The following is a 20,651-nucleotide window of genomic DNA, read 5'->3' as shown; positions in this document are numbered from 1 at the left end:
GCAACTCCGCGGTCAGGTCGGCCCGTCGGGCCACGCCGTCGACGACGATTCCGCCCGCGGCCGTGGCGACGCGCGCGGTGAGGCCCGTCCCGACGGCGTCGCCCCGCGCCCCGGAGATCGGGTCCGGGCCCGCCCCCCCCCGGGGCGGGGGCCCCGGCGCGCATCAGCGCAACCACGGTACGGCGGCATGGGGTGGATCGCGTCGCCGAGCAGCGTCACCCGGCGCACGCCCCGGGGGCACGAAGGTCCTTCGCGCTCCACGGGGCCGGTACGCGCACCAGTGAGCGTCGTTCACGCCGATGGCGGCGGCCACCGCCCGGGCAGGAGCTCCTCCGGGCGCGACCGATCGGCGCCCTCCCGTGAGCCGGTCGGCGCGAGCACGTCCCCACGTGCGGAGGAATCGTGACCAGGTGCTGCATCGTCCAACTGCCATTCCCGTCCACCCGCGACCCCGATGACCGGCTGTCCGCCTACTACCAGGACTACGACCGCCGCTTCCGCGCCTTCCTCCCGGAGTACTTCATCCCGTCCGACGGGCTCTGGGAGATTCCGCTCTGGGTCGCGCACCTGACCGCCCTGCTGGACAGCACCGCGATCGACTCCTGCTTCGTCGACCTGTCCCGCACCCCTGCCGACAGCGAGGCCTGCGGCGCTCCGATCCTGGCGGCGACGGCACCCGGCGATCTCGTCCTGTTCTCGCCGCTGGCCCAGAACTTCCGGCTCGCCCTGGACCTCGCGGGCGAGCTGGAACGCGCCGGGCGGCGCGTCGTCCTGGGCGGGAACATGGCCCCGCTGGCGCCCGAGGGCTCCGTGCACGCCGTGCACCGCGGGCAGCTCGACGCCGGTTTCGCGGCCGTCCTGGTCGAGTTGGCCTCGGGGCGGGGCGGCCGTACGGAGAAGCGGGCCGCCCTCGGGCTGGTGGCCGAGCCCATCACCTGGGCACCGGACTACCGCCATCTGGACGGCTACAGCGGCAAGGTGCCGATGCTGCGACTCAACGCCAGCCACGGCTGCCTGTACAAGTGCGCCTTCTGCGGGGACGCCTGGAGCAAGCAGCTCACCCTGGTGGGGAGCAGCGCCCTCCGCGCCGAAGTGGACCAGCTCGCCGACCGCTTCCCGGACACCCGGCTCGTCTACGTCGGCGACAAGACCTTCGGGCAGTCGCGGGAGGCGGTCCGCAACCTACTGGAGGTGTTCCGCGACCGCCCCGGCTACAAGTTCATCGTGCAGACCCACGTCCTCCAGGTGAAGGAGTGGGTCATCGAGGCGATGCTCGAACTCGGCGTCGTGGCAGTCGAGCTGGGCTTCGAGTCGGCCGACTCCCAGATGCTCAAACGGCTCGGCAAGCTGTCCCGCGGACTCGACGACTACACCGAACGGATCCACGCGCTGAGCGACGCCGGCCTGAAGGTGGTCCTCAACATGATGGGCGGACTGGACGAGGAGACCGAGGAGTCCCACGCGCAGACCGTCCGGTGGCTGGAGGCGAACCGCCGGGCCCTGTGGCTCTTCAACCTCTACAACTTCGTCCCCTACCCGCTCACCCCCGACTTCCAGCGCCTGCGCGAGCGCATCTTCACCTGGGACTTCGCGCAGTGGCGGGAGGACGCCCCGGTGGTCTACCGGCCCAGCCACCTGACTCCGGAGCGCAGCTGGGAGCTCTTCCAGGAGAAGATCGCCGCCGCCCACCGCATCGTCCGCGCCCCCGTGCCGGCCCTCCCCAAGCACTCCACCAACTCCCCAAGGGAGACCGCATGAACCAGCCCCCCACCCAGCCCCCGTACCAGCTGCCCCACCAACCCCTCAGCCAACTCCCCTCCCAACTCCCCGACTTCGAGGCGCTCCACCGCAGCGTCAAACCCGAGGAGTTCGAGACCGACCCGCTGCCCGGGTGGGCCGGCCTCGCCACCCTGTTCGGTGCCCCCGCCGCGGACCGGGCGCAGGTCGACGTCGGCGAGGACGGCTGGGTGGCGGCCGGTGTCCCGTACGACGCGACCGCCAGCTCCCGCCCGGGCGCGGCCGAAGGGCCGCGCGCGATCCGGCAGGCGAGCCTGGTGTTCTCCAGCTACCTCACCAGCCTGGGCCAGTGGAAGATGCTGGACACCCGCAGCGGCCGGACGTTCCGCTACCGCGCCCCGCGCGTGGCCGACGCGGGGGACCTGCACATCTACCCGACCGACACCATCCGCACCTTCCAGGCGGTCGCCGCCGGGAGCCGGCGGCTGAGCGGATCGGCGCCGCGCCTTGTCTTCCTCAACGGGGACCACTCGACCACCTTCCCCACCTTCGCGGGCTTCCGCGCCGGCCGGCTGGACCGGGGCGCGCGGCGGGTGGGATTCATCAACATCGACCACCACTTCGACTTCGGGAACTGGAGCACCCTGCACGGGCCGCTCTACCACGGGTCGAACTCCCGCCGGATCAGCGAGCTCCCGGGGATGCACCCCGAGGACATCGCCTTCGTGGGCGTCGGCGACGTGACCAGGTACGACCAGTTCCGCGGCCTGCTCGACCGGGGCTTCCACGTGGTGCCCGGATCCCAGATCCTGCGCCAGGGCGCGGCCGCGGCCCTGCGCCCGCTCGTCGAGCAGCTCGGCGAGCGCTGCGACACCGTGTACGTGTCGCTCGACATCGACGTCCTCGACAGCGCCGTGGCGACCGGCACCGGCCACGTGACCATGGGCGGCATCGACACCGGACACCTCCTGGACGTCTACGAGGAGTTGCGCGCCCTGCCCGTGGAGGCCGTGGACATCGCGGAGGTGGCCCCCCGCTACGACCCCTCCGGCAGCACCGCGCAGCTCGCCGCCCGGCTGCTGTTCGAGTTCCTCTTCCGCAGCGAGAGCGCCGCACCCGACCTGGCCCCCTGGACCGACCTTCGCCAGGAGCCGTGATCCGTCCCGTCCCCTTTCAGGGCCTGGTCACGGCATCGAGTAGCGCCCGGTGTCCACCCGCCGCCCCAACGCCAGGTACCCCGCCGCGGCCACCGTGCCGAGGACCGCGCAGCACCCCCAGAGGGCGCCCCGGCCGGCGTGGTCCAGCAGCAGCCCGCCGGCGACCGGCCCGAGGAAGGAGGCCGCCGACCAGGCCAGCGAGTTGACCCCCTGGTAGCGCCCGCGGGTGCTCGTCGCCGAGAGCTCGCTCACCAGGCTCATGCTCGTGGGTGCCTGAATCATCTCGCCGAGCGTCCAGACCCCCACGGTGGCGGCGTAGTAGAGGGCGGAGGAGCCCGCGAACGCGGTGAGGCCGAAGCCCGACCCGGTGAGCAACGCGCTGACCAGCAGCAGCATCCCCCGGTGCTGTCCCTTCGTCAGGCGGGTCACCGGGATCTGCAACAGGACGATCAGCAGGCCGTTGATCCCGATCACCACTCCGTACTGCGTGCTGGTCAGCCCGGCCTTGCCCATGTCCACGGCGAGCGTCGTGTTGCCCTGCTGGAGCATCAGCCCGAAGGCGAAGGTCAGCCCGACCAGCGCCATGAAGCGCCGGTCCCGGAAGACCGTGCCCAGCCCGGCGCTCGGCCCTCTCCCCGCTCCTTCCCCCACCCCTTCCCCCGGCCCTTCCCCCGGCCCGGCGGCGTCCTGCTGCGGCTCGACGGGCCGGGTCTCCGGGACCCTGACGAAGACCACCACGGCGCAGAGCAGCGTGGACAGGGCATCCACGAGGAACAGCACCCGGTAGTCGTGGGCGGCGACCAGCCCGGCCAGCGCGGCCGATACGCCGAACCCGATGTTGATCGCCCAGTAGTTCAGCGCGAAGGCACGGGCCCGGTCGGCGGCCGGCACCAGGTCCGCGATGATCGCGGACGTCGCCGGACGGGAGGCGTAACTGCTCAGACCGACCAGGAACGCCGTCGAGGCGATCGCCAACTGCCCGTCGGCGAAACCCAGCGCCGCCGTGGTGAGCGCGGTGAGCAGCTGGGCGGCCAGCAGGGTGGGCCGCCGGCCGATCCGGTCCGCCAACACACCGCCGACCAGCGCGGCGATCGCCGAGCCGAGGCCGATGAGCGAGGCGACCACCCCCGCGTACGAGGCCGAATAGCCACGGTCCGCGGTGAGGTAGAGCGCCAGGAACGTGACCACACCGCCGAGCCGGTTGACCAGGGTCGCGGCCCAGAGCCACCAGAAGGCACCCGGAAGCCCGCCGAGCGACTCGGCGACCGAACGGTGGAACCGGACGATCGGACCGGCAGGGGCAAAAGCGGTCATGGGGCGGCTCCCGAGCGACGAACGCCCGTCAGACGGTGGCGACACCCGCCGGAACAACCACGCACCGAGACGGGGACCCAGGCGGCCAGGCCACCCGAACCGGCCCCATCCTGCCCTGCCCGAGCCACCCCCGCACGTCTCGGCGAGTCGCTCGATTCCCGCCCGCCCCCACCGACCCGAACGTCGCAGCGCCCCGCCCGCCCCAGGGACTACTCCGCGCCGGGCGCCGCGTGATGGATCTCGGTGATCCTCGCAGCCGCGTCGAACCCGAGGACCGGGTCGGGGCGGTCGGAGAGCAGGCTCTCGTACAGCGGCCGGTAATGGGCCACCTTCCGGGCCGTCCGACCGTCCGTCCCGAAGGCGGCGAGCAGGTCACCGTCCCGGGCTGCGAAGCCGGTCATGGAGGTGTGGTCGATCCACACCTCCACACCCGCCCGGCCGAGGACCAGGCTGCTCTCCTTGCTGCTGGAGCCCGTGAGCCAGCTGCTGCGCAGACGTGCGGTGCCCGACTCGCCCCGGGACCGGTACTCGGCGGTGCACCACGCGCTGGCGCCGCCGTCCAGCTGCCGGGCGGAGGTCAGCGCCGTGAGGTCGACCAGGCGGGTGAGCATGCTGAGCTGGTTCACCCCGGAGTCCATCCAGCTGGAGCCGTAGGACTCGTAGGCACCGGCGCCCTTGAGGACGTAGGGGTCGTAGAACGCGGAGGTGACGGCCGTGACGGGCCCCCACTCGGGGTGCTCGGCGAGCAGTTCCGCCGCCCAGCCGACCTCCGGCGAGAAGGCGAAGTGGTGCGCGGTGAACAACCGGCCCCGCACGTCGACCGCTTCGTCCAGCGCGCGAAGCCGCCCGAGCGAGGCGAGGTCGTGGACGAGGGGTTTCTCGACCAGCACCTTGGCCGTGGAGAGCCGGAGAGCCTGGGCCGCCAGCTCCGCGTGCGTGTGCGTGGGAGTGGCGAGCACGAGCAGATCGGGTCGGTGCTCCGCGAGCGCGTCGTCCAGGCCGGCGTGGTGACGCGGGGTGGTTCCACGGAACGAGGGCGGTTCCGGCCGGTTCGGATCGACCGTGAACTCGACCAGCACATCGTCCCGTTCGGCCAGGACCGCGAGATGGGTCTGCGCGATGGTGCCGACGCCGACAAGGCCGACGCTTACGAGGTCAGTCATCAGACTCTGCTTTCTCCGGACGACTCGGCCGAGGTGCGGGGGCCGGGGAGCGTCATCGACGTGTCACCACCGCTGCCCAGCGGCCCAACGACGCGACGGGGCCGTCCACCCAGCCGACGGCGGGCAGGTGCTCCGCGGCGGCGAGGGAGCCGTCGATCCAGGAGGTCGCGATGGGAACCCAGTAGGTGTTGCCTCCGGACGTACGGGTGCGCGCATCGAGCTCGGATCGCGTGCGACGAGCACCCTCGTGGTCACCGGCGAGCACGCCGAGGAGGATATCGGCCACGTCCGCCAGGTTGTGGCCGCCCCGGTAGGCGATCCCGTCCGCAAGGTGCCGGGTGTCTCCCACCGCGGACCGGGCAGTGTCGATGTCGCCGGCCATGGCGTGGGCCACCGCCTCGGCGGACCGGAGCTTGACCAGTTCGACGGGGTTGGGCACCAGGTCGAGCAGTTCCCGGGCCCGGCCCGCCGCGTCGGCAACGGCTGTCGTGTCCCCGGACCAGCAGGCGGTCTGCGCCAGGTTGGCGAGTGCCTTCGCCTCTGCGGCGGCCAGTCCCTCGCGCCTCGCCAGGTCGATCGCCTCGTGGTAGACGGAAGTCGCTTCCTCGAAGCGGGCGTTGACCCGCCAGATGTGCCCGGTCAGCCGGAGCCGTTCGCCTTCGTCCTCCGGGCCACGGACCGGCTGTTCGTGCAGGGAGGCGAGAGCGGCCGCGAACCGCCCGTTGAGGTAGTCGAAGTCGCTGAGCCAGTAGCGGGCGGCCGCGTCGAACTCGCCCCCCACCAAGCCCCGGTAGATCTCCGCGGCCTGCGTGTAGTCGCCGTGGTTGCGCAGGGCGTGGGCGAGGTGGATGCGGACCAGCTGTGCCGTCCGGCCACCGTGCCGCACGCCTCCGGCCGCGCCGCCGAGCACCTCGATCGCCTCCTCGACGCGGCCGGTCCGGCGGAGCTGGACTCCTCGGATGGCGGCCCGGATCGCCCGGTACTCGGGGAGGCCCACCGGGCCGCCGGTAAGACCGGCGCCGAGCTCCGACCACTGGCCGGCCTCGACGAGTCGCTGGGTGGCCAGCGCCATCCAGTCGTCGAAGACACCGTGCTCGGCAGAGAGTTTGAGCCCGGTTTCGAGGGCTTGCGCCGTCGCCACCCGCCCGCCGGAGGGGCCCAGGCGTTCGCCCAGCCAGCTCAGCAGCCGGGCGGCGACCTCACTGCGGTCACGATCCGACCAGCCGTCCGGAAGCGTCCGGTCCGCCTCGCCGATGGCCTGCCGCAACGCCACGTGCAACGCGTACGGGAACGCATAGGCGTCGTCGTGTGTCAGGAACGGTCGGCGAAGGAAGCGTGCCACGCTCCCGTCGGAGACTCCGGGTTGACCGGCGCGCAGCAGCTCTGCGCCCACCCGGTCGGTGAGCGCCGCTGTTCGGACCAGGTCGCGTTCCTCCCGGGGGAGGTCCCTGATCGACCGGGTCGCGACGGCTGTGAACGAGCCGCCGAAGTCCGCCACGGAGGGTTGCCCGCCGCGTGCCAGCAGGGCGGCGCAGTGCGAGACCGACAGGTCCAGGTACAAGGGCAGCCCTTGGCCGCCGGAGATGACGCGTTCCCGGATCTCCGCCGACATCGCGGGCTCACCGCCCCGGACGAGGGCCTCACGGAGATAGCTGTCCGCGTCGGAGTCCGACAGGTACCCCACGAGGTGCTGCCGTGGTTCGGCCGTGTCGTTGCTGAAGTGCAGCTGGGGCCAGCACTCCGGGCCGGTGAAATCCAGCTCGCCGCCCGCGCCCGAGTCGGCCCAGTCGATCCGGTTCCGGCCGGTGATGACGAACAGCACGTTCGGCATCAGATAGGCGCAGCGCTGGACGAACCGTTCCACTGCGCGATCGGCCTGGCCGTTGACCACCTCGAAGGTGTCGAGGAAGACGCACACCCGGGGCCGCCGGCCCGCCCGACCGCCCCGGGGTTGCCGTTCCAAGTCCCAGGCCAGCAGGTACGGGAAGTACGAGAGCGTCTCGTAGTCGGCGTCCGCCTCGACCAGTTCGGCGAACAGGTCGCAGTCGGCCAGCAGCCGGCCCTCCCGCACCCGGTCCCGGACGGCGCGGTACGTGACGAGCGCGGCCCGGTGGGCCAGTCCGGTCAGACCTCCCAGACCACCCGGGTCGACCTGCTTCACGGCCTCCGCGATCTGGTCGCCCAACGCGATACTCCGCGAGGCGCGCCGCAGCGCCGGCGAGGCGTCCAGGAACTCCTGCAAGGCCTCGCCGGGGTGGGCGCGAGCCCAGTAGGAGGCCAGTGCCAGGTCGAAGGCCGGCCAACGGCTCCCCAACTGCCCCAGGGCGGCCCGAAGACGCAGCAACAGGCTCTCGATGTCGCCGGCGCCCTCCTCCGAGAGATCGATCCGCACGGTCACCACGTCGTCGCGCTCCTTCTCCCGCGCTTCGGCGAGGAGGCGGCGCTCCAACTCGTGGGAGAGCGTCGTCTTGCCTATGCCACCCACGCCGTAGAAGGTCAGCACGTTACGGCGGCCCTGCCCACGGTCCACGACCGGCGAGACCTCGGCCTCGTCCAGCATCCGGTGGAGCTCGTCGACCGACCGGGCGAACGCGGCCACTTCGTCGACCCGGTTGGTGAAGACCTGCTGAGCCGTGACGGTGGACGAAAGGCCGCTCATGAATGCAGCCCTCAGGTTCACCCGTGCCATGCGGCCTCCTGGCGTGCGTCGAGCCCCGGTCGGTTCGGCGGCATCTCCCGCAGCAGGATGCCGTGTTGAAATCTTGTCAGTGATTGATGCGGCGCCACAATCTCGTCCATGGGGTTTTCAGGCGGCCGACCCCGTGCGCTCCTCGGCCACGACGATGGGGCGCGGCGGGGCCTCGGGTAGGCTCCCCGAGCATGTCTCAACCTGCGTGGCGTGCCGCATCCGCCGACTGGTCGATCCGCCGGGGTACGGCGTCGAAGGGTTACGGCACGTCAAGGAGCCTGATACCGGCGCCGGATGCCGTACGCATCGGACTGCATCGTGGCGCCCGCACCCTCGGAATGGGACCGTCCGATTCTGGCAGGAGTGCCTTCCCCGAGTGTGCAGCCCGATGACCACGCTGACCACGCTGACCGTGGAGGAGACCGTCACGCCGCCGCTGCGGCTCGCGGGCGGGCTGCGCCGGCGAGCCTCGGGGCAGGGCGCGGCGCGCATGACGCACCTGGGCGCGTGGTGATCCGCCGCATCCGGAGGCTGGTCCGCCTCGTGGTGCCGGAGCGCAGGGACCTGTCGCTGGCGTGGAGCACGATCAAGGGGCGCAGGGGCGGCTTCGTCGGCTCCTTCGTCGCGATCGCCGCGGGCTCGGCGGTGATCACCGCGTGCGGGATCCTGCTGATGTCGGGGCTCAGCACCGGGGTGGCCCCCGAGCGCTACTCGGGCGCGGCGGTGGTCCTCGGCGCGGAGCAGTCGTACTGGCTGGACGAGAGCTCCGAGGTCCGCTACAGCGAGCGCGTCACGCTGCCCGCCGACAAGGTCGCCGCCGTCGCCGCCGTGCCCGGTGTCCGGTCCGCCGTCGGCGATGTCGACGTCGAGGTCGGCGTGCTGGCCCCGGACGGCCGCGCGGTGGGCGGCCCGGACGGCTTCCCCGTGGTCGGGCACGGCTGGTCCGCCGCGGTGCTCGGGCCGTTCGCGGTGCGTGCGGGCAGCGCGCCCGCCGGGCCCGACGAGGTCGTACTCGACGCGGGCCTCGCCGCGCGCGCCCACGTGTCGCCCGGCGCGACGGTGCGGCTCGTGGTCGGCTCGGTCGCGTCGTCGTACCGCGTGGTGGGTGTAGCCGCGCCGGAGGGGGGCGCGTTGGGCCGCCAGTCCGCGGTGTTCTTCACCGACGGCCGGGCGGCCGAGCTGTCCGGCCGCCCGGACCGGGTGGACGCGATCGGTGTGCGGGCCGGGCCCGACGTCACCCCGGAGCAACTGGCCGGCAGGATCACGGCCGCCGTGCCGGGCCTGGTGGCGCACACCGGCGCGGGGCGCGGCGATGTGGAGTTCTTGGACGTGGGCGACGCCCGCAGCCTGGTGGTCGAGACGTCGGCGTCGTTCGGCGGCACCATGGTGCTGATCGTGGTGTTCGTGGTGGCGAGCACCCTCGCGCTGTCGGTGCAGCAGCGCAGGCGCGAACTGGCCCTGCTGCGCGCCATCGGCGCGACGCCCCGGCAGATCCACCGGATGATCGGCGCCGAGATGACCCTGGTGTCGTTGGCGGGCGCCCTGGTCGGCGCGGTCCCCGGCGTCGTTGTCGCGTTCGTGATGCGCGGCGCGTTCGTCCTCGCGGGCGCGATGCCCGCGGACTTCCGGATGGACGTGGGGTGGCTGCCCTTCGTCGCCTCGCTGGCGCTGTGCATGACCAGCGCCCGGCTCGGCGGCTGGCTGGTCGCGCGCCGGGTGTCCGGGACCAGCCCGGTCGAGGCGCTCGGGGACGCCGCCGTCGAGCCCGGGAGGATCGGCCGGGTCCGGTTGGCCGTCGGCTTCCTGCTCGTCCCGCTCGGGCTGCTGCTGACCTCGGGCGAGGTGGCGGTGTCGGGCGACTCCGCCGCCGACACCGCGGCGAGCGCGGTCCTGCTGTTCGTCGTGGCGCTGGGCTGTGTCGGCCCGCTGCTGATCAGAGGCGCCGTCGTGCTGTTCGGCCCGCGCCTGAACCGGCAGTCCACGGCCGCCGGTTTCCTCGCCCAGGCCAACGCGCGGGCCCATGCGCGGCGGCTCGGTTCGGCCGTCACCCCGCTGGCCATGGGCGTGACCTTGGCCGCCGTGCAGGTGTTCGGCGCCTCCACGACGATCGCGGCGTCGCGGGACCAACTCGACGCCGGCCTGCGGGCCGATCACGTGCTGACCTCGTCGTCCGGCGCCGGGGTGTCCCCGGAGGTCGTGGACGCCGTGCGCGGCGTGCCCGGCGCCGCCGTGGCGACGCCGGTGGCCCGGATGCGGGTGCTGCTGACGTTCCCGTCCGAGGACAGCACCGCGACCAAGGTCTTCACCGCCCAGGGCGTCGCGCCCGAACGGCTCTCCGAGACCATGGACCTCAGGGTGGTCGAGGGCGACACCGCGGAACTGCGCGGCGAGACGGTGGCGTTGAGCCGGGCCGTCGCGGACACCGTCCACGCGCGGCGCGGTGGGACGGTCGACCTGCGGCTCGGCGACGGCACGGCGGTCAGGCCGCGGGTGGTGGCGGTCTACGAGCGGGGCCCGGGCTTCGGGGACGTCACCCTGCCCAACGACCTCGTCGTCGCGCACACCACCGCGCGGGTCGACACCGCCGTGCTGGTCAGGTCCGCGGACGGGACCGACCCGAAGGCGCTCGCCGACGCGCTGCGCGGCGCCGTCGGACGCTACCCGACGGTCCAGGTGGGCGGCCAGGAGGCGTTCAAGGCCGCGCCCGGGGGCGGCGGTTCGGGTGACTGGGCGCTCAACCTCCTGTTCCAGACCGTGCTGTTGGGCTACATCGCCATCGCCGTGGTGAACACCCTGGTGATGGCGACGGCGGCGCGGGTGCGCGAGTTCGCGATGCTGCGCCTCATCGGCGCCGAGCGGTCCCAGGTCCGCGCGATGATGAACGGCGAGGCCAGGATCGTGGTCTTCTCGGCGCTGCTGTTCGGCCTGCTGGCGACGATCCCGCCCCTGGTCGGCATCAGCCTCGGGCTGACGGGGTCACCCGTTCCGTCCGTCTCCCCCGTCGGCCTCGTCGCGATCGTGGCGGTCACCGTCGCGCTCTCCTGGGGTTCGATCGCGGTGGCGACCCGGTCCGCCCTGCGGCCGGCGCCGGTCGACGCGATCGGCGGGCGCGAGTGAGCCGCCCGGGCCCCGGAATGCCGATGTACGGGCTTGAACATCCGGGCTTCGAAGCTGCCGGACTGGGAGCTGCCAGACTGGGAGCACGGCTCAGGGGCGGATGGCGACGGCCCCGTAGCAGGAGGCCGCCGCGTCGGTGATGTGCTCGGTGTCGTCCGCAGGCGCCGGGTGCCAGCGCGGAGTGGCGGCGACGCCCGGCTCCATGAGGTTCCACCCGGTGAAGAACTGCGCGAACTCGTCGCGGGTGCAGGCGGCGACGGGGGTTCCTGCGGCGGTGTAGACCTGGATGAGCCGAGCGGTCTCCTCGGCGGCGAAGTCCTGCGTGAAGTGGCTGATCACCAGCGCGGAACCGTTGGGCAGTTGTGCCTTGAGGCCTTCGGTGATCCGCTGGGCCTCGAACGGCACGAAGTGCAGCAGGGCGTTCATGCTGAGCGCTATCGGCTGGGTGAAGTCCAGGATCGCCCGGGCCGAGTCCAACAGGTCTGCGGGCTCACGCACATCGGCCTGCACGTAGGCGGTGACGCCCTGTTCGGTGCCGTGCAGAAGCGCCTTGGCGTGGAGGAGCACGATCGGGTCGTTGTCGGCGTAGACGACCTTGGCGTCCGGTGCGACCGACTGCGCGACCTCGTGCAGGTTCGGCGAGGTGGGGATCCCGGTGCCGATGTCGAGGAACTGCCGGATGCCGGCCTCGGCGAGCAGGTGCGTCGACCGGCGCATGAAGGCGCGGTTGGCGCGCGCGGCGGAGCGGGCGTAGGGGAAGACCGCCAGGGCCCGGCCGGCGGCCTCACGGTCGGCGGGGAAGTTCGTCGTGCCGCCGAGGTAGTAGTCGTACATCCGCGCGGAGTGCGCCAGGTGTATGTCGAGGTTGACCTCTACGTCGTCGGTCCCGGCGGTGCCGTCCGTCATGCGTTCCCCCTGAGTCATGCGTTCCCCCTGATGCATCATCGACTCGCCCTGTGCAGGACAGGACCGATCCGCGCCCGCGCCACCGTGGCGAGCGGTGGCGAACCCTGGCGCGGCCCCTTCCACTATGCCCACACGCCCGAACGGCCAATCAAGGGCCGTTGCCGGTGACGACGCGACCGTGCAGCAGGACGACCGAATCAGAGCATGTAGTGACCCACTCTGACCATGTTCGAGCACGGTATCTCCATCATCCGCCGCGCCTTGTGTCTGATCTCGAAACACCTTGCTGCGGCTTAACATCTCGGCATCCAATCCGCCTTAATGTTCCTACCAGGGAAGCGAGTTCCCGCTGTGACCGCCGTACGGCCATGGGGTTCCACCACGGTCGGCGGCCCGCACCGGACGGCAGCCGACAGGCGTGCCGCAGGGGAGGAATGGGACGTGACCGAGAGCGACTGGGTGGTCGGAGGCCGGGACCGCCTGACGTTCGACGCGTTCTGCGACACGCACGAGGGGGCGTGGAGCGGGTTCGCCCGCGCGCGCCTTCGCGACGACGACGCCGCACACAGAGCGGTGGAGATCGCGAAGGTCCGCGTGTGGAAGGAGTGGCCGCGCATCCTGCGCGAGCAGATCCCGCCGTTCCACGCCTGGACGATCCTCAAGGAGGAGATCGGCGCCGCCTTGGCGGAACTGATGATGAACGGCGAGCCGCTGCCCACCCAGGCGAGCGTCCCCGGGTGGGTCTACGCGGTGCGGATCGCCGCCGAGCGGGCGCAGCACCTGATGGAGACCGAGGGCAGCCACGAGCAACTGTACGTCGCGATCCGGAGGTTGTCCGAACGGCGGCACGACGTGATCGTGCTGCGGTACCTGCTCGACCTGCCGGACGAGCAGATCGCCGACTGCCTGGGGACGACCGAGGCCAACGTCCGTTCGACCGCGAGCCAGGCCCTCGACCGCCTGGCCGCGGCGCTCGGCGGCCGCCGCGGGGAGAGCCGGTGAGCACCGAACACGACCGGGCCCTGCACCCGAACATGGCCGGCATCCACGTGCCCACCCGGGCCCCGCGGCCGCAGCCGGGGGGTACGGGCGTCTCCTGGGAGCGGCTGCTGACCGCCCCGAGTCCGCTGTCCTCCGAGCACAGGCAGGCGGCCCACGAACTCGACCTCGCCGCGTCCCTGGTCCTCTCGATGCCGTCCGCCGCGGCCTCCCTGGGCCTCCTCGTCAACGGCGCGCAGATCCACCCCGAGGGCGCCCTCGTCCTCGGCGCGCTGCTGTACGTCGCGGGCCATCGCGACGGCGCCCAGTTCTGGTGGCAGTTCGCGGCCGGCGGCGGTTCCTACACCTCCGCATCGTTCCTGAGCCTGCTGCACCGCAGCCTCGGGGAGTTCCTGGACGCGGAAGTCTGGCGCCAACAGGCCGAAGCGCTGGCCACCAAACCCCGCCCGCCACAGCGCGTCCTGAGCACTCCTCACGCCCTGCTGCCGACCCAGGTGCTCACCGACATCCTCGCCCGGTGCCACTACGGCCTCGACGTGAAACTGCCCCCCCGCCTCGCGGCCGTCATCCACCAACTCCCCGTCGCCGCCGACGACCCCGAGTACGGCGAACTCCCCCAGGTGAGCAGCACCCTCGTCCGAGACCTCACCGACGAACGCTAGCGACCACGAACCCCGTCTCTCCCAGGGGCCGGCGGGAAAAGGCCCCGGCCAGCACGGCACGAGCAGTGCCGGCCACGGCGCCCAGACCGGACCCGGCGGCCGTTGAACCGGATCGACGCAGGACGCCGGCGGGGTGCTCGACGAGGCACCCGGGCACCTCGTCGAGCAACCTGGCCGATCCGGTCGAGGTGCCGATCGCGGACGACATCACCAGGCCTCGGTACCGGTCTTGATGCAGCCCTCCTCAAGGGCCTCCGCCACTGGTTCTCGCACAGGGTTCACCCGGCCCACTGCCTCCTGAGTCGAAGATGTTCGGCTACCTCTGCGACCTCCGCAGCATGACGGCGGGGCGCTGTGGGTGCGGGGGCTGCCGGGGAAGGGGATCCTGGTCCAGTGTTCGGCCGTCGTGCCGGTGGAGGTGGCGTCCGGCGTGGCCCGTAATGCGTCGGCAGCCCCTTCGGCGGGTGGCGAGTGGGCCGGGGTGAGGACGAGCAGGAGGGCGTCGGGGGCTTCGACGAGGCTGAGCCATCCCTCTTCGCGCTCGGAGCCGTGCAGCTCGAAGCCGTGCAGGTCGAAGCCGTGCAGCAGGTCCTCGACGGCTTCGTCGAGCTCCTGTGCGGTGACGGGCGTGCGCCAGTGGGCGACGGTCGCCCGGGCGAAGTCGCGGGCCGCCGTGGCGGCGTCCGGGGTGCCGGGCAGGCGTCGGGCCGCCGCCCTGGGCACTCCCAGTCCCAGGGCCAGGTCGCGGTCGAAGCGCGGGTGGGCGTGGTCCTGGGGCCCGATCACGGGTGTCCTCCTGTGCTGGGGTGAGGCGGGTGTCTGCGCAACGTTTCCCGCCCGTCACGGGCCGCAACCGCCCCGGGGGTGGTACGGCGAGGCCCGAAAAATGACACCCGTTTGGAGGACACCGCGTTCGAGTCGGCTGCCGCTAGCATTCCCGGGCGGGCATTTGCAATTGCAAATGGGATTGCAAACGGCCTCGGCCGTCCGCATGTCCGTGCGATGGTAAGGGGAAGAATCGAATGACTGTCGAAATGCCGGAGAACGGGGTCCGCGCCGATTCGCTGGACGTGGAATGGGTGAAGAGCCCGAGCAGTCGCGAGGTGGGGAACTGCATCGAAGTCGGACCGCTGCCGGACGGCGCCGTCGCCTTCCGCAACTCCCGCGACAAGGAAGGGCCCGCCCTGGTCTTCAACCGCGGCGAGGCCGAGGCCTTCGCCTGGGCCATGGAGAACAGGGCTTTCGATCACGTGTTCCACCGCTGATCGGCCCGATTCCGTGGGATCTATAGAACGGCGGGTATGCGGGATGGGCGCCGTGGGATAGTGCTTTCCCGAAACCGCGCCCCCAGGAGTCCCGCATGCCCGCCCTCCCGGACCGTCCCACGCCGAGCGACCCGGACGGCGACGAGGTACGCAAGCTCCACTGGAGCGGACCGGTGGGCGCGGCGAAGGTCCTGGGCACGGTGCTGCGGTCGTTGCGGGAGGAGCGGCGGTTGCGTCTGTCGGACGTCGCTCCCCAGATCCGGGCGTCGGCGTCGAAGCTGAGCCGGATGGAGCGCGGGGAGAGCACCCCCTCCAAGAGGGACGTCAACGACCTGATCACGATCTACGGCGTCGGCCCCGAGGTCCGCGCGCACGTCGACGTGCTTCTGGAGCGGGTCGTGGCGGGGCCGTTCGCCGCCGAGTACGCCGACATCACACCCGGCTGGTTCAGGCGCATGATCGGGCTGGAGGTCGAGTCCGCCCGCATCCAGTACTGGGAGGGCGGAGTGGTGCCCGGGCCGCTGCAGACGTGCGCCTACGCGCGGCGGATGATCAAGGCCGGCCTGCCCCGGGCCCCCGCCGAGGAGATCGAGCGCCGGGTGAGCCAGCGCATGGACCGCACCCGGCTGCTGGACGACGCCGACCGCACGGTCGTGGCCCTGCTGGACGAGAGCGTGCTGTACCGCAACACCGGAGGCCCCGAGGTCATGATCGGGCAGCTGGAGCACCTCAAGGAGCTCAGCCGGCGGCCGAACGTGCATGTGGCGATCCTGCCGTTCACCGCGGACCTGACCCCGCCGTCGGGGGCCTTCACCCACCTCGCCTTCGAGTACGGCGGCCCGAGCGACGTCGTCTACGTCGAGGGCCCCGGCATCGGGGCGATCTACCTGAGCAAGGACCCGGACGTCGAGCGTTACGCGGACCTGCTGAACACCCTTTTGTTCCACGTCGCCGACTACGAGGTCGGCCTGGCGCTCATCGACGAGGCGATCGGGATCCACCGGGGCAGGATGCGCCGCCCCGGTCAGTGAACCCTGGCGACGCCGCCGAACTCCGTCCACTCGTCGCTCGTCTGCGCCGTCCGGGCAGCGGCCGGGTCGGGACGCCACTGCGACACCTCCACCACACCGGGGTCGAGGATCTCCATGCCTTCGAAGTAGCCGACCACGTCCTCTTCCGTACGGACCTCCCCCCAATGGTGCTGGGTGAGGTCGGCCATCAGGTCCGTGATCCGCCGGCGGACGTCGAGATGGGGGCTGACGAGCTGGGAGATGGCCATGTAGGCGGGGGCGTCGGCGGGCAGCCGCTCACGGACCTGGCGCACGAGCCGCGCGGGCGGGACGGATCCCTTCTCCGGGATGCAGTGCAGGACGGAGACGAACAGCGCCGCCGTCGGCACGTGGGGCAGGATCAGGTCCTGCACGGCCTTGCTGGAGAAGATCTTGTCGGTGTCGCGCATGTCGGCGTGGACGACGGCCGTGTTCGGGTTCCCGGCCAACAGGGTTCGGCCGGTGTGCACCACCATCGGGTCGTTGTCGATGTACACGACCCGGCAGCTGTCGTCGATCTCCTGAGCTATCTGGTGCACGTTGCGCTGGGTCGGCAGGCCCGAGCCGTGGTCGATGAACTGCCGCACCCCGTAGTCACGCACCAGCGTCTGCACCGTGCGCACCAGGAACGCCCGGTTGATCGCCGCGACCTCGACGCTGCTCGGTGCGACCTTCAGCAGATCGCGCACCCCGTCACGGTCGGACTGGAAGTGCGCGTGCCCGCCCAGCAGGAGGTCGTACATGCGGGCCACGCTCGGAACGGCCGGATCGTAGGTGACGGGAGAAACGATTTCCGCATCCGGTTCCAACGCGACCACCCCTGGCTCGGCCCCTTGATCGAAGTGCCCATGCTAGAGCGCTACATGACACTGCGCCAGGTTGTTAAAGGGTCTCGGAACCCGTAAGGCTGAACTCCGGGCGGATGTTATGGGGCACCTGAGCGAAGGGGTGGCGCAGGTACGAAATCTCGCGCCACCCCTTTCACTCCGCGCCCGCCGGAGCCGCCCCCTTCGGTCACGCCCTTCCGGGGCCGAAGGCGAGTTCGCCGACCAGGGCGCGCGGCAGCCCCCGCTCGGCGGCGAGCACCAGCCCGGCCGCAGCCGCCGGTTCGACGCCCATCAGGTCCGCGGCCTCGGTCAGCCGCATCCCCAGCCGGTAGTGCAGGACGGCGGCGTCGGCCGCCGCGACGGGCAGCAGGCGGTGCAGCACGTCCTCGCCGTCCTGGCCGTACGGCATCCGGCAGTGCAGGGACACCGCCTCGCGCACCAACACCCACGCTCCGGCCGCAGGGCTGCGCTCGCACACCAGCCGAGGCCAGCACGCCACCAGTGCCTCCACGACATGGTCGACGACCTCGCCGGCCGCGGGCGTACGGCCCAGCCGGGCCACCGCGTACCCCCGGTACAGGCCGCGGCGGCGTTGGACGAACGCGTCCAGGCCCACCGCCTCAGCCCCCGTCACGGTCCTCGCCCCCTTCCGGCGCCGCCGAGCGCGCGAAGCACCCGGACGGTCCGAACTCGTCGGAGTAGACGGCCGCGAGCGCCGCGTAGTGCATGCGTTCCCAGTACGGGCGCAGGTCGCCCGGGTGCCCGCCCAGCGCCGCGGCCAGCTGGCTGACCACCGGCCAGTCCGGCACGGTCTCGCCCGCCAGCACCGATCGCACCAGCTCCGCCGACACCCCCCGGGCGAGGGCGCACACGGCCTCGGCGTCGGGCTGCCCGGCCGCCAGGTGCAGGCCCCGGATCGCCCGCAGCATCTGATCGGCAGCACCCGCCACCGACACCCGCCCCGGGCGCTCGGCGCCCTGGGCCACCTCCCACAGCAGCCGCAGCTCCTCCGGCACCCCGCCGAAGGCCCGCGCCAGCGTCTGCAGGACCGGCCACGTCGGCACCCGGTCCCCGGCGAGGATGCGCGAGACGTACGACGGCGAGCACCCGGCCAGCTCCGCGGCGGCCTGCGGGCTCACCCTGCTGCGCTCCTGCAGCGCCGTCAGCGCCGCGGCGAGCAGCCCCGCACGGGGTCCCGAATCCGGCTCCGGCTCCCCCGCCGAGGCCGGTGCCGGCGCGGCCGGTGCCGCGCCCGAAGCGGTCCCCGGCGCGGGCGGGGCCTGCCGGTTCGAACGCCGGCTCAGCTGCTGTTCCACCCGCCGCAGGGTCCACCGGCGCCGGGCCGAGTCCGGCTGGACGCCCAGCGCCGACCCGATCTCCCCCCACTCCATCCCGTCGGCCCGTGCGTCGCGGACGACGGCCGCCACATAGTGGTCGGCGTCACCCCGCAGCGCCCGCGCGCACGCCAGCCTCACCGTCAACGGCGCCCGGCGCGCCTGCGCCTCCAGCAGCCGGCCGGCACCCGCGTGCACGTCCTCCGCCACCAGTTGCCCCCAGCCCCCGGCCGCCCGGGCGGGGCGGCGCGCCGCCCCCTTGGCCGCGTCCCGCAGCCTCTGCGCCTGTTTCTGGCACGCCACCCGGTGGTACAGCCGGGGTCGCCCGGCCCTGACCGGCCGCCTGAACACCTCTCCGCACGACGGCAGTGCACACACCACCGTCACCCATCCCGCCATCCTCACCCGCTCTTTTCTCTCTCCCTCGGCGGTATTTCCACCCCCAGGGGCGGGCCGCGGCGCGCGGCGCCCCCAGGGCCGACAGGCCGGGGGGCGGCCGCCGCGGCGGCCGCCCCCCGGCCACCCTGCTACGGGTGCAGCCGCAGCCGCCGGAACTGGCATCGCGCCTGACCGGCGGCGGTGACCAGAGCGCCGATTCCGGCGAACCGCCACCCCGCCCGTCTGTCGGCACATGCCAGCGGCACATTCGCGGCCGGGGCGACCGAGCCGAGGGAGACCGAAACTCGCCAGTAATCAAAGCCGGACGGCCTTCGGGCCGGCAGCGGGACACTGGTACGTTCGGTGGTGATCACGGGACGCATCAACCACCCCGTGAGGGCGTAGCAGTGCATGACACTCCTCCGCTCCGGGCCCCGGCCGACGGTGGACAGACCATGGCCGGGGCTGCGCTTTCTTGACGCTGAAAAAGGTACTCCTCCGTGAAAGCGGTTTGCACCGCAGATGTCTCAACCCGGTACTGCACGTGCCGATGGGAATGGCATTGCCGGTGAGTTCCAGCAGTGCCCGCGGACCTCGCAGCGACACCGGTTCCGCTCTCACCATGGCGTGACGATCGGACAGAATCGGGCATGTGTTGACGCTATCCGGGCTCTACCGATCGGTAATAGCCGATTTCCGGGCCGGTGCACCGCGTGGCGACTACAGGGCCGTAGATGGACGGGCCGGTTTTCGGTATTCATCGAATTGCAGATGCAAGCAATCGGATGATGAGATTCCACAAAAGCCGTGATGCAAGTCACATGATGTGGCGGTCGCGGGCGTCGATCATCGCGCGAGCGCACGGTACGAACAGATCGCCCGGCCCCATGCGCCGTGGCCTCAGGAGGACCCGACGGGTCCGCTGACAGCTCGTCAGCAAAGGCGGCAAGAGGTCGGCAAAAGGTCAGCATCGGTCCGATTGAAGGCTGCCGCGCCGCCCCGAACGCGCGAGTCGACGTGGCATCCCGCAGGACCCTCCCGCCCAACCAGCGCGCGCCTCACGAACGCGTTTCACCAGGTCAGCGCACGCGCCCCCGCGCCTTCAGCGGGAGGGCGGGGAGCTCCGGCGCCCGCAGCCGGGCGCCGGCGTAGCCGTGGACGTCGCCGAAGCGGGCGGTGGACATCCAGTCCTCGCGGGCCCGGGTGATCTCCTCGCCGGTGCGGCCGATGAAGTTCCACCACATGAGGATCTGCTCGTCGAAGGGTTCGCCGCCGAGGAGGAGGACGGCGGCGTCGGTGCGGGCGTGGAGGGGGAGTTCGGGGCGGCCGCAACCGAGGTAGAGCATGGAGCCGGGTTCGACGCGGACGCCGTCGACGTCGACGCTGCCGGACATGGAGAGGACGGCGTACTCGAAGTCGGGGACGAGCGGGAGCTTGAGGTCGGCGCCCTCGGTGAGGGCGAGGTCGGCGCCGACGAGGGGGGTGTAGGCGGTGCCGGGCGAGGTGGCGGTGTCGAGGGTGCCGAGGATGACGGTGCCGTGCAGGCCGGGGGCGGTGACGACGGGCAGGTCGGCGTGGTGCTCGAAGGTGGGGGCGGTGTGCCGGTGGGCGTCCGGGAGGGCGACCCAGAGCTGGGCGCCGTGCAGGTAGCGGGCGTGCGGGCGCGGGGATTCCTCGGAGTGGGAGATCGCCCGGCCGGAGGTCATCAGGCCCAGTTCGTACGGGCGGACGGTCTGGAGGCTGCCGAGGCTGTCGCGGTGCAGCACTTCGCCCTGGTGGAGCCAGCTGACCGTCTGGAGGCCCATGTGGGGGTGGGGCGGGACCTGCATGCCGGGTTCGTCGGCGATGTCATCGGGTCCGTAGTGGTCGACGAAGCACCAGGCGCCGACCATCCGGCGGCCCAGGTTGGGGAGCAGGCGGCGGACCATCGTGCTCTCGCCGAGCTGGACCTGACGTCCGGTCAGCAGGTCCTTGACCGGTCCGGTGTCGGCCTCGCGGCCGCAGGTGGTCGGGGAGGGCTTGCGGTCGAGGTTGCTCATGTGCGGTTCCACCAC

General features: G+C 72.1%; 17 protein-coding genes. 8 read left to right on the top strand and 9 right to left on the bottom strand.

All coding sequences use genetic code 11. The features are described 5' to 3' along the window. Positions 1-402 precede the first annotated feature (402 nt). Complete coding sequence (locus ACFV61_RS17300) at positions 403-1,758, top strand: B12-binding domain-containing radical SAM protein (RefSeq protein WP_380492437.1); 1,356 nt, start codon at positions 403-405, stop codon at positions 1,756-1,758. Further along, entirely contained in the window at positions 1,755-2,894 is a 1,140-nt protein-coding gene (locus ACFV61_RS17295; protein WP_380424449.1) for an arginase family protein, read from the top strand. Before ACFV61_RS17300 ends, ACFV61_RS17295 begins: the two co-directional genes overlap by 4 nt. Positions 2,895-2,921: 27 nt before the next feature. Here ACFV61_RS17295 and ACFV61_RS17290 read toward each other — a convergent pair whose 3' ends face one another. From ACFV61_RS17290 to ACFV61_RS17280, 3 genes are all read right to left on the bottom strand, one after another. Then, positions 2,922-4,208, bottom strand: coding sequence for an MDR family MFS transporter (locus ACFV61_RS17290; RefSeq protein ID WP_380492435.1), 1,287 nt, complete (start codon positions 4,206-4,208; stop codon positions 2,922-2,924). 209 nt (positions 4,209-4,417) lie between these two features. Beyond that, positions 4,418-5,371 (bottom strand): Gfo/Idh/MocA family protein, encoded by a 954-nt coding sequence (locus ACFV61_RS17285; protein ID WP_380339770.1) that lies wholly within the window; start codon positions 5,369-5,371, stop codon positions 4,418-4,420. A gap of 52 nt (positions 5,372-5,423) precedes the next feature. Next, positions 5,424-8,030, bottom strand: coding sequence for a hypothetical protein (locus ACFV61_RS17280; protein WP_380492433.1), 2,607 nt, complete (start codon positions 8,028-8,030; stop codon positions 5,424-5,426). 406 nt (positions 8,031-8,436) lie between these two features. Between ACFV61_RS17280 and ACFV61_RS17275 the strand changes: the two genes are divergently transcribed. Further along, positions 8,437-8,574 (top strand): hypothetical protein, encoded by a 138-nt coding sequence (locus ACFV61_RS17275; RefSeq protein ID WP_380492431.1) that lies wholly within the window; start codon positions 8,437-8,439, stop codon positions 8,572-8,574. After that, complete coding sequence (locus ACFV61_RS17270; protein WP_380492429.1) at positions 8,568-11,177, top strand: ABC transporter permease; 2,610 nt, start codon at positions 8,568-8,570, stop codon at positions 11,175-11,177. Before ACFV61_RS17275 ends, ACFV61_RS17270 begins: the two co-directional genes overlap by 7 nt. 90 nt (positions 11,178-11,267) lie before the next feature. Here the strand turns inward: ACFV61_RS17270 and ACFV61_RS17265 are convergent, their stop codons facing one another. Beyond that, positions 11,268-12,083 (bottom strand): SAM-dependent methyltransferase, encoded by an 816-nt coding sequence (locus ACFV61_RS17265; protein WP_063346609.1) that lies wholly within the window; start codon positions 12,081-12,083, stop codon positions 11,268-11,270. A gap of 441 nt (positions 12,084-12,524) precedes the next feature. On the opposite strand from ACFV61_RS17265, the gene ACFV61_RS17260 reads away from it, so the two are divergent. Beyond that, the gene (locus tag ACFV61_RS17260) at positions 12,525-13,085 is read left to right on the top strand and encodes an RNA polymerase sigma factor (RefSeq protein WP_063346610.1); all 561 of its coding nucleotides are present in this window, start codon (positions 12,525-12,527) and stop codon (positions 13,083-13,085) included. Beyond that, positions 13,082-13,744 (top strand): hypothetical protein, encoded by a 663-nt coding sequence (locus tag ACFV61_RS17255; RefSeq protein ID WP_380492427.1) that lies wholly within the window; start codon positions 13,082-13,084, stop codon positions 13,742-13,744. The genes ACFV61_RS17260 and ACFV61_RS17255 overlap by 4 nt, the downstream gene beginning before the upstream one ends. A 207-nt stretch (positions 13,745-13,951) precedes the next feature. On the opposite strand, the gene ACFV61_RS17250 is transcribed toward ACFV61_RS17255, so the two are convergent. Beyond that, positions 13,952-14,530, bottom strand: a complete 579-nt coding sequence (locus ACFV61_RS17250) for a hypothetical protein (protein ID WP_380492425.1) — start codon at positions 14,528-14,530, stop codon at positions 13,952-13,954. Positions 14,531-14,766: 236 nt separating this feature from the next. Here ACFV61_RS17250 and ACFV61_RS17245 point away from each other — a divergent pair, with 236 nt between their 5' ends. Beyond that, complete coding sequence (locus ACFV61_RS17245; protein ID WP_380424437.1) at positions 14,767-15,009, top strand: DUF397 domain-containing protein; 243 nt, start codon at positions 14,767-14,769, stop codon at positions 15,007-15,009. 95 nt (positions 15,010-15,104) lie between these two features. Continuing rightward, positions 15,105-16,040 (top strand): helix-turn-helix domain-containing protein, encoded by a 936-nt coding sequence (locus ACFV61_RS17240; protein WP_380492424.1) that lies wholly within the window; start codon positions 15,105-15,107, stop codon positions 16,038-16,040. Here the strand turns inward: ACFV61_RS17240 and ACFV61_RS17235 are convergent. The 4 genes from ACFV61_RS17235 to ACFV61_RS17220 form a co-directional block, all read right to left on the bottom strand. Beyond that, the gene (locus tag ACFV61_RS17235) at positions 16,034-16,876 is read right to left on the bottom strand and encodes an SAM-dependent methyltransferase (RefSeq protein WP_380492422.1); all 843 of its coding nucleotides are present in this window, start codon (positions 16,874-16,876) and stop codon (positions 16,034-16,036) included. The two genes, ACFV61_RS17240 and ACFV61_RS17235, sit on opposite strands and share 7 nt — an antisense overlap. 196 nt (positions 16,877-17,072) lie before the next feature. Then, complete coding sequence (locus ACFV61_RS17230) at positions 17,073-17,519, bottom strand: hypothetical protein (protein WP_159398358.1); 447 nt, start codon at positions 17,517-17,519, stop codon at positions 17,073-17,075. Next, the gene (locus tag ACFV61_RS17225) at positions 17,506-18,429 is read right to left on the bottom strand and encodes a helix-turn-helix domain-containing protein (protein ID WP_380424431.1); all 924 of its coding nucleotides are present in this window, start codon (positions 18,427-18,429) and stop codon (positions 17,506-17,508) included. The genes ACFV61_RS17230 and ACFV61_RS17225 overlap by 14 nt, the downstream gene beginning before the upstream one ends. A 1,247-nt stretch (positions 18,430-19,676) precedes the next feature. Next, positions 19,677-20,636, bottom strand: coding sequence for a pirin family protein (locus ACFV61_RS17220; RefSeq protein ID WP_380492420.1), 960 nt, complete (start codon positions 20,634-20,636; stop codon positions 19,677-19,679). Positions 20,637-20,651: the final 15 nt, after the last annotated feature.

Origin of the sequence: Kitasatospora sp. NPDC059817 (genome assembly GCF_042731835.1) — a bacterium.
Lineage (GTDB): Bacteria > Actinomycetota > Actinomycetes > Streptomycetales > Streptomycetaceae > Kitasatospora.
The sequence above is the reverse complement of the archived record's forward strand: the minus strand, read 5'-3'. Positions and strand labels throughout refer to the sequence as shown.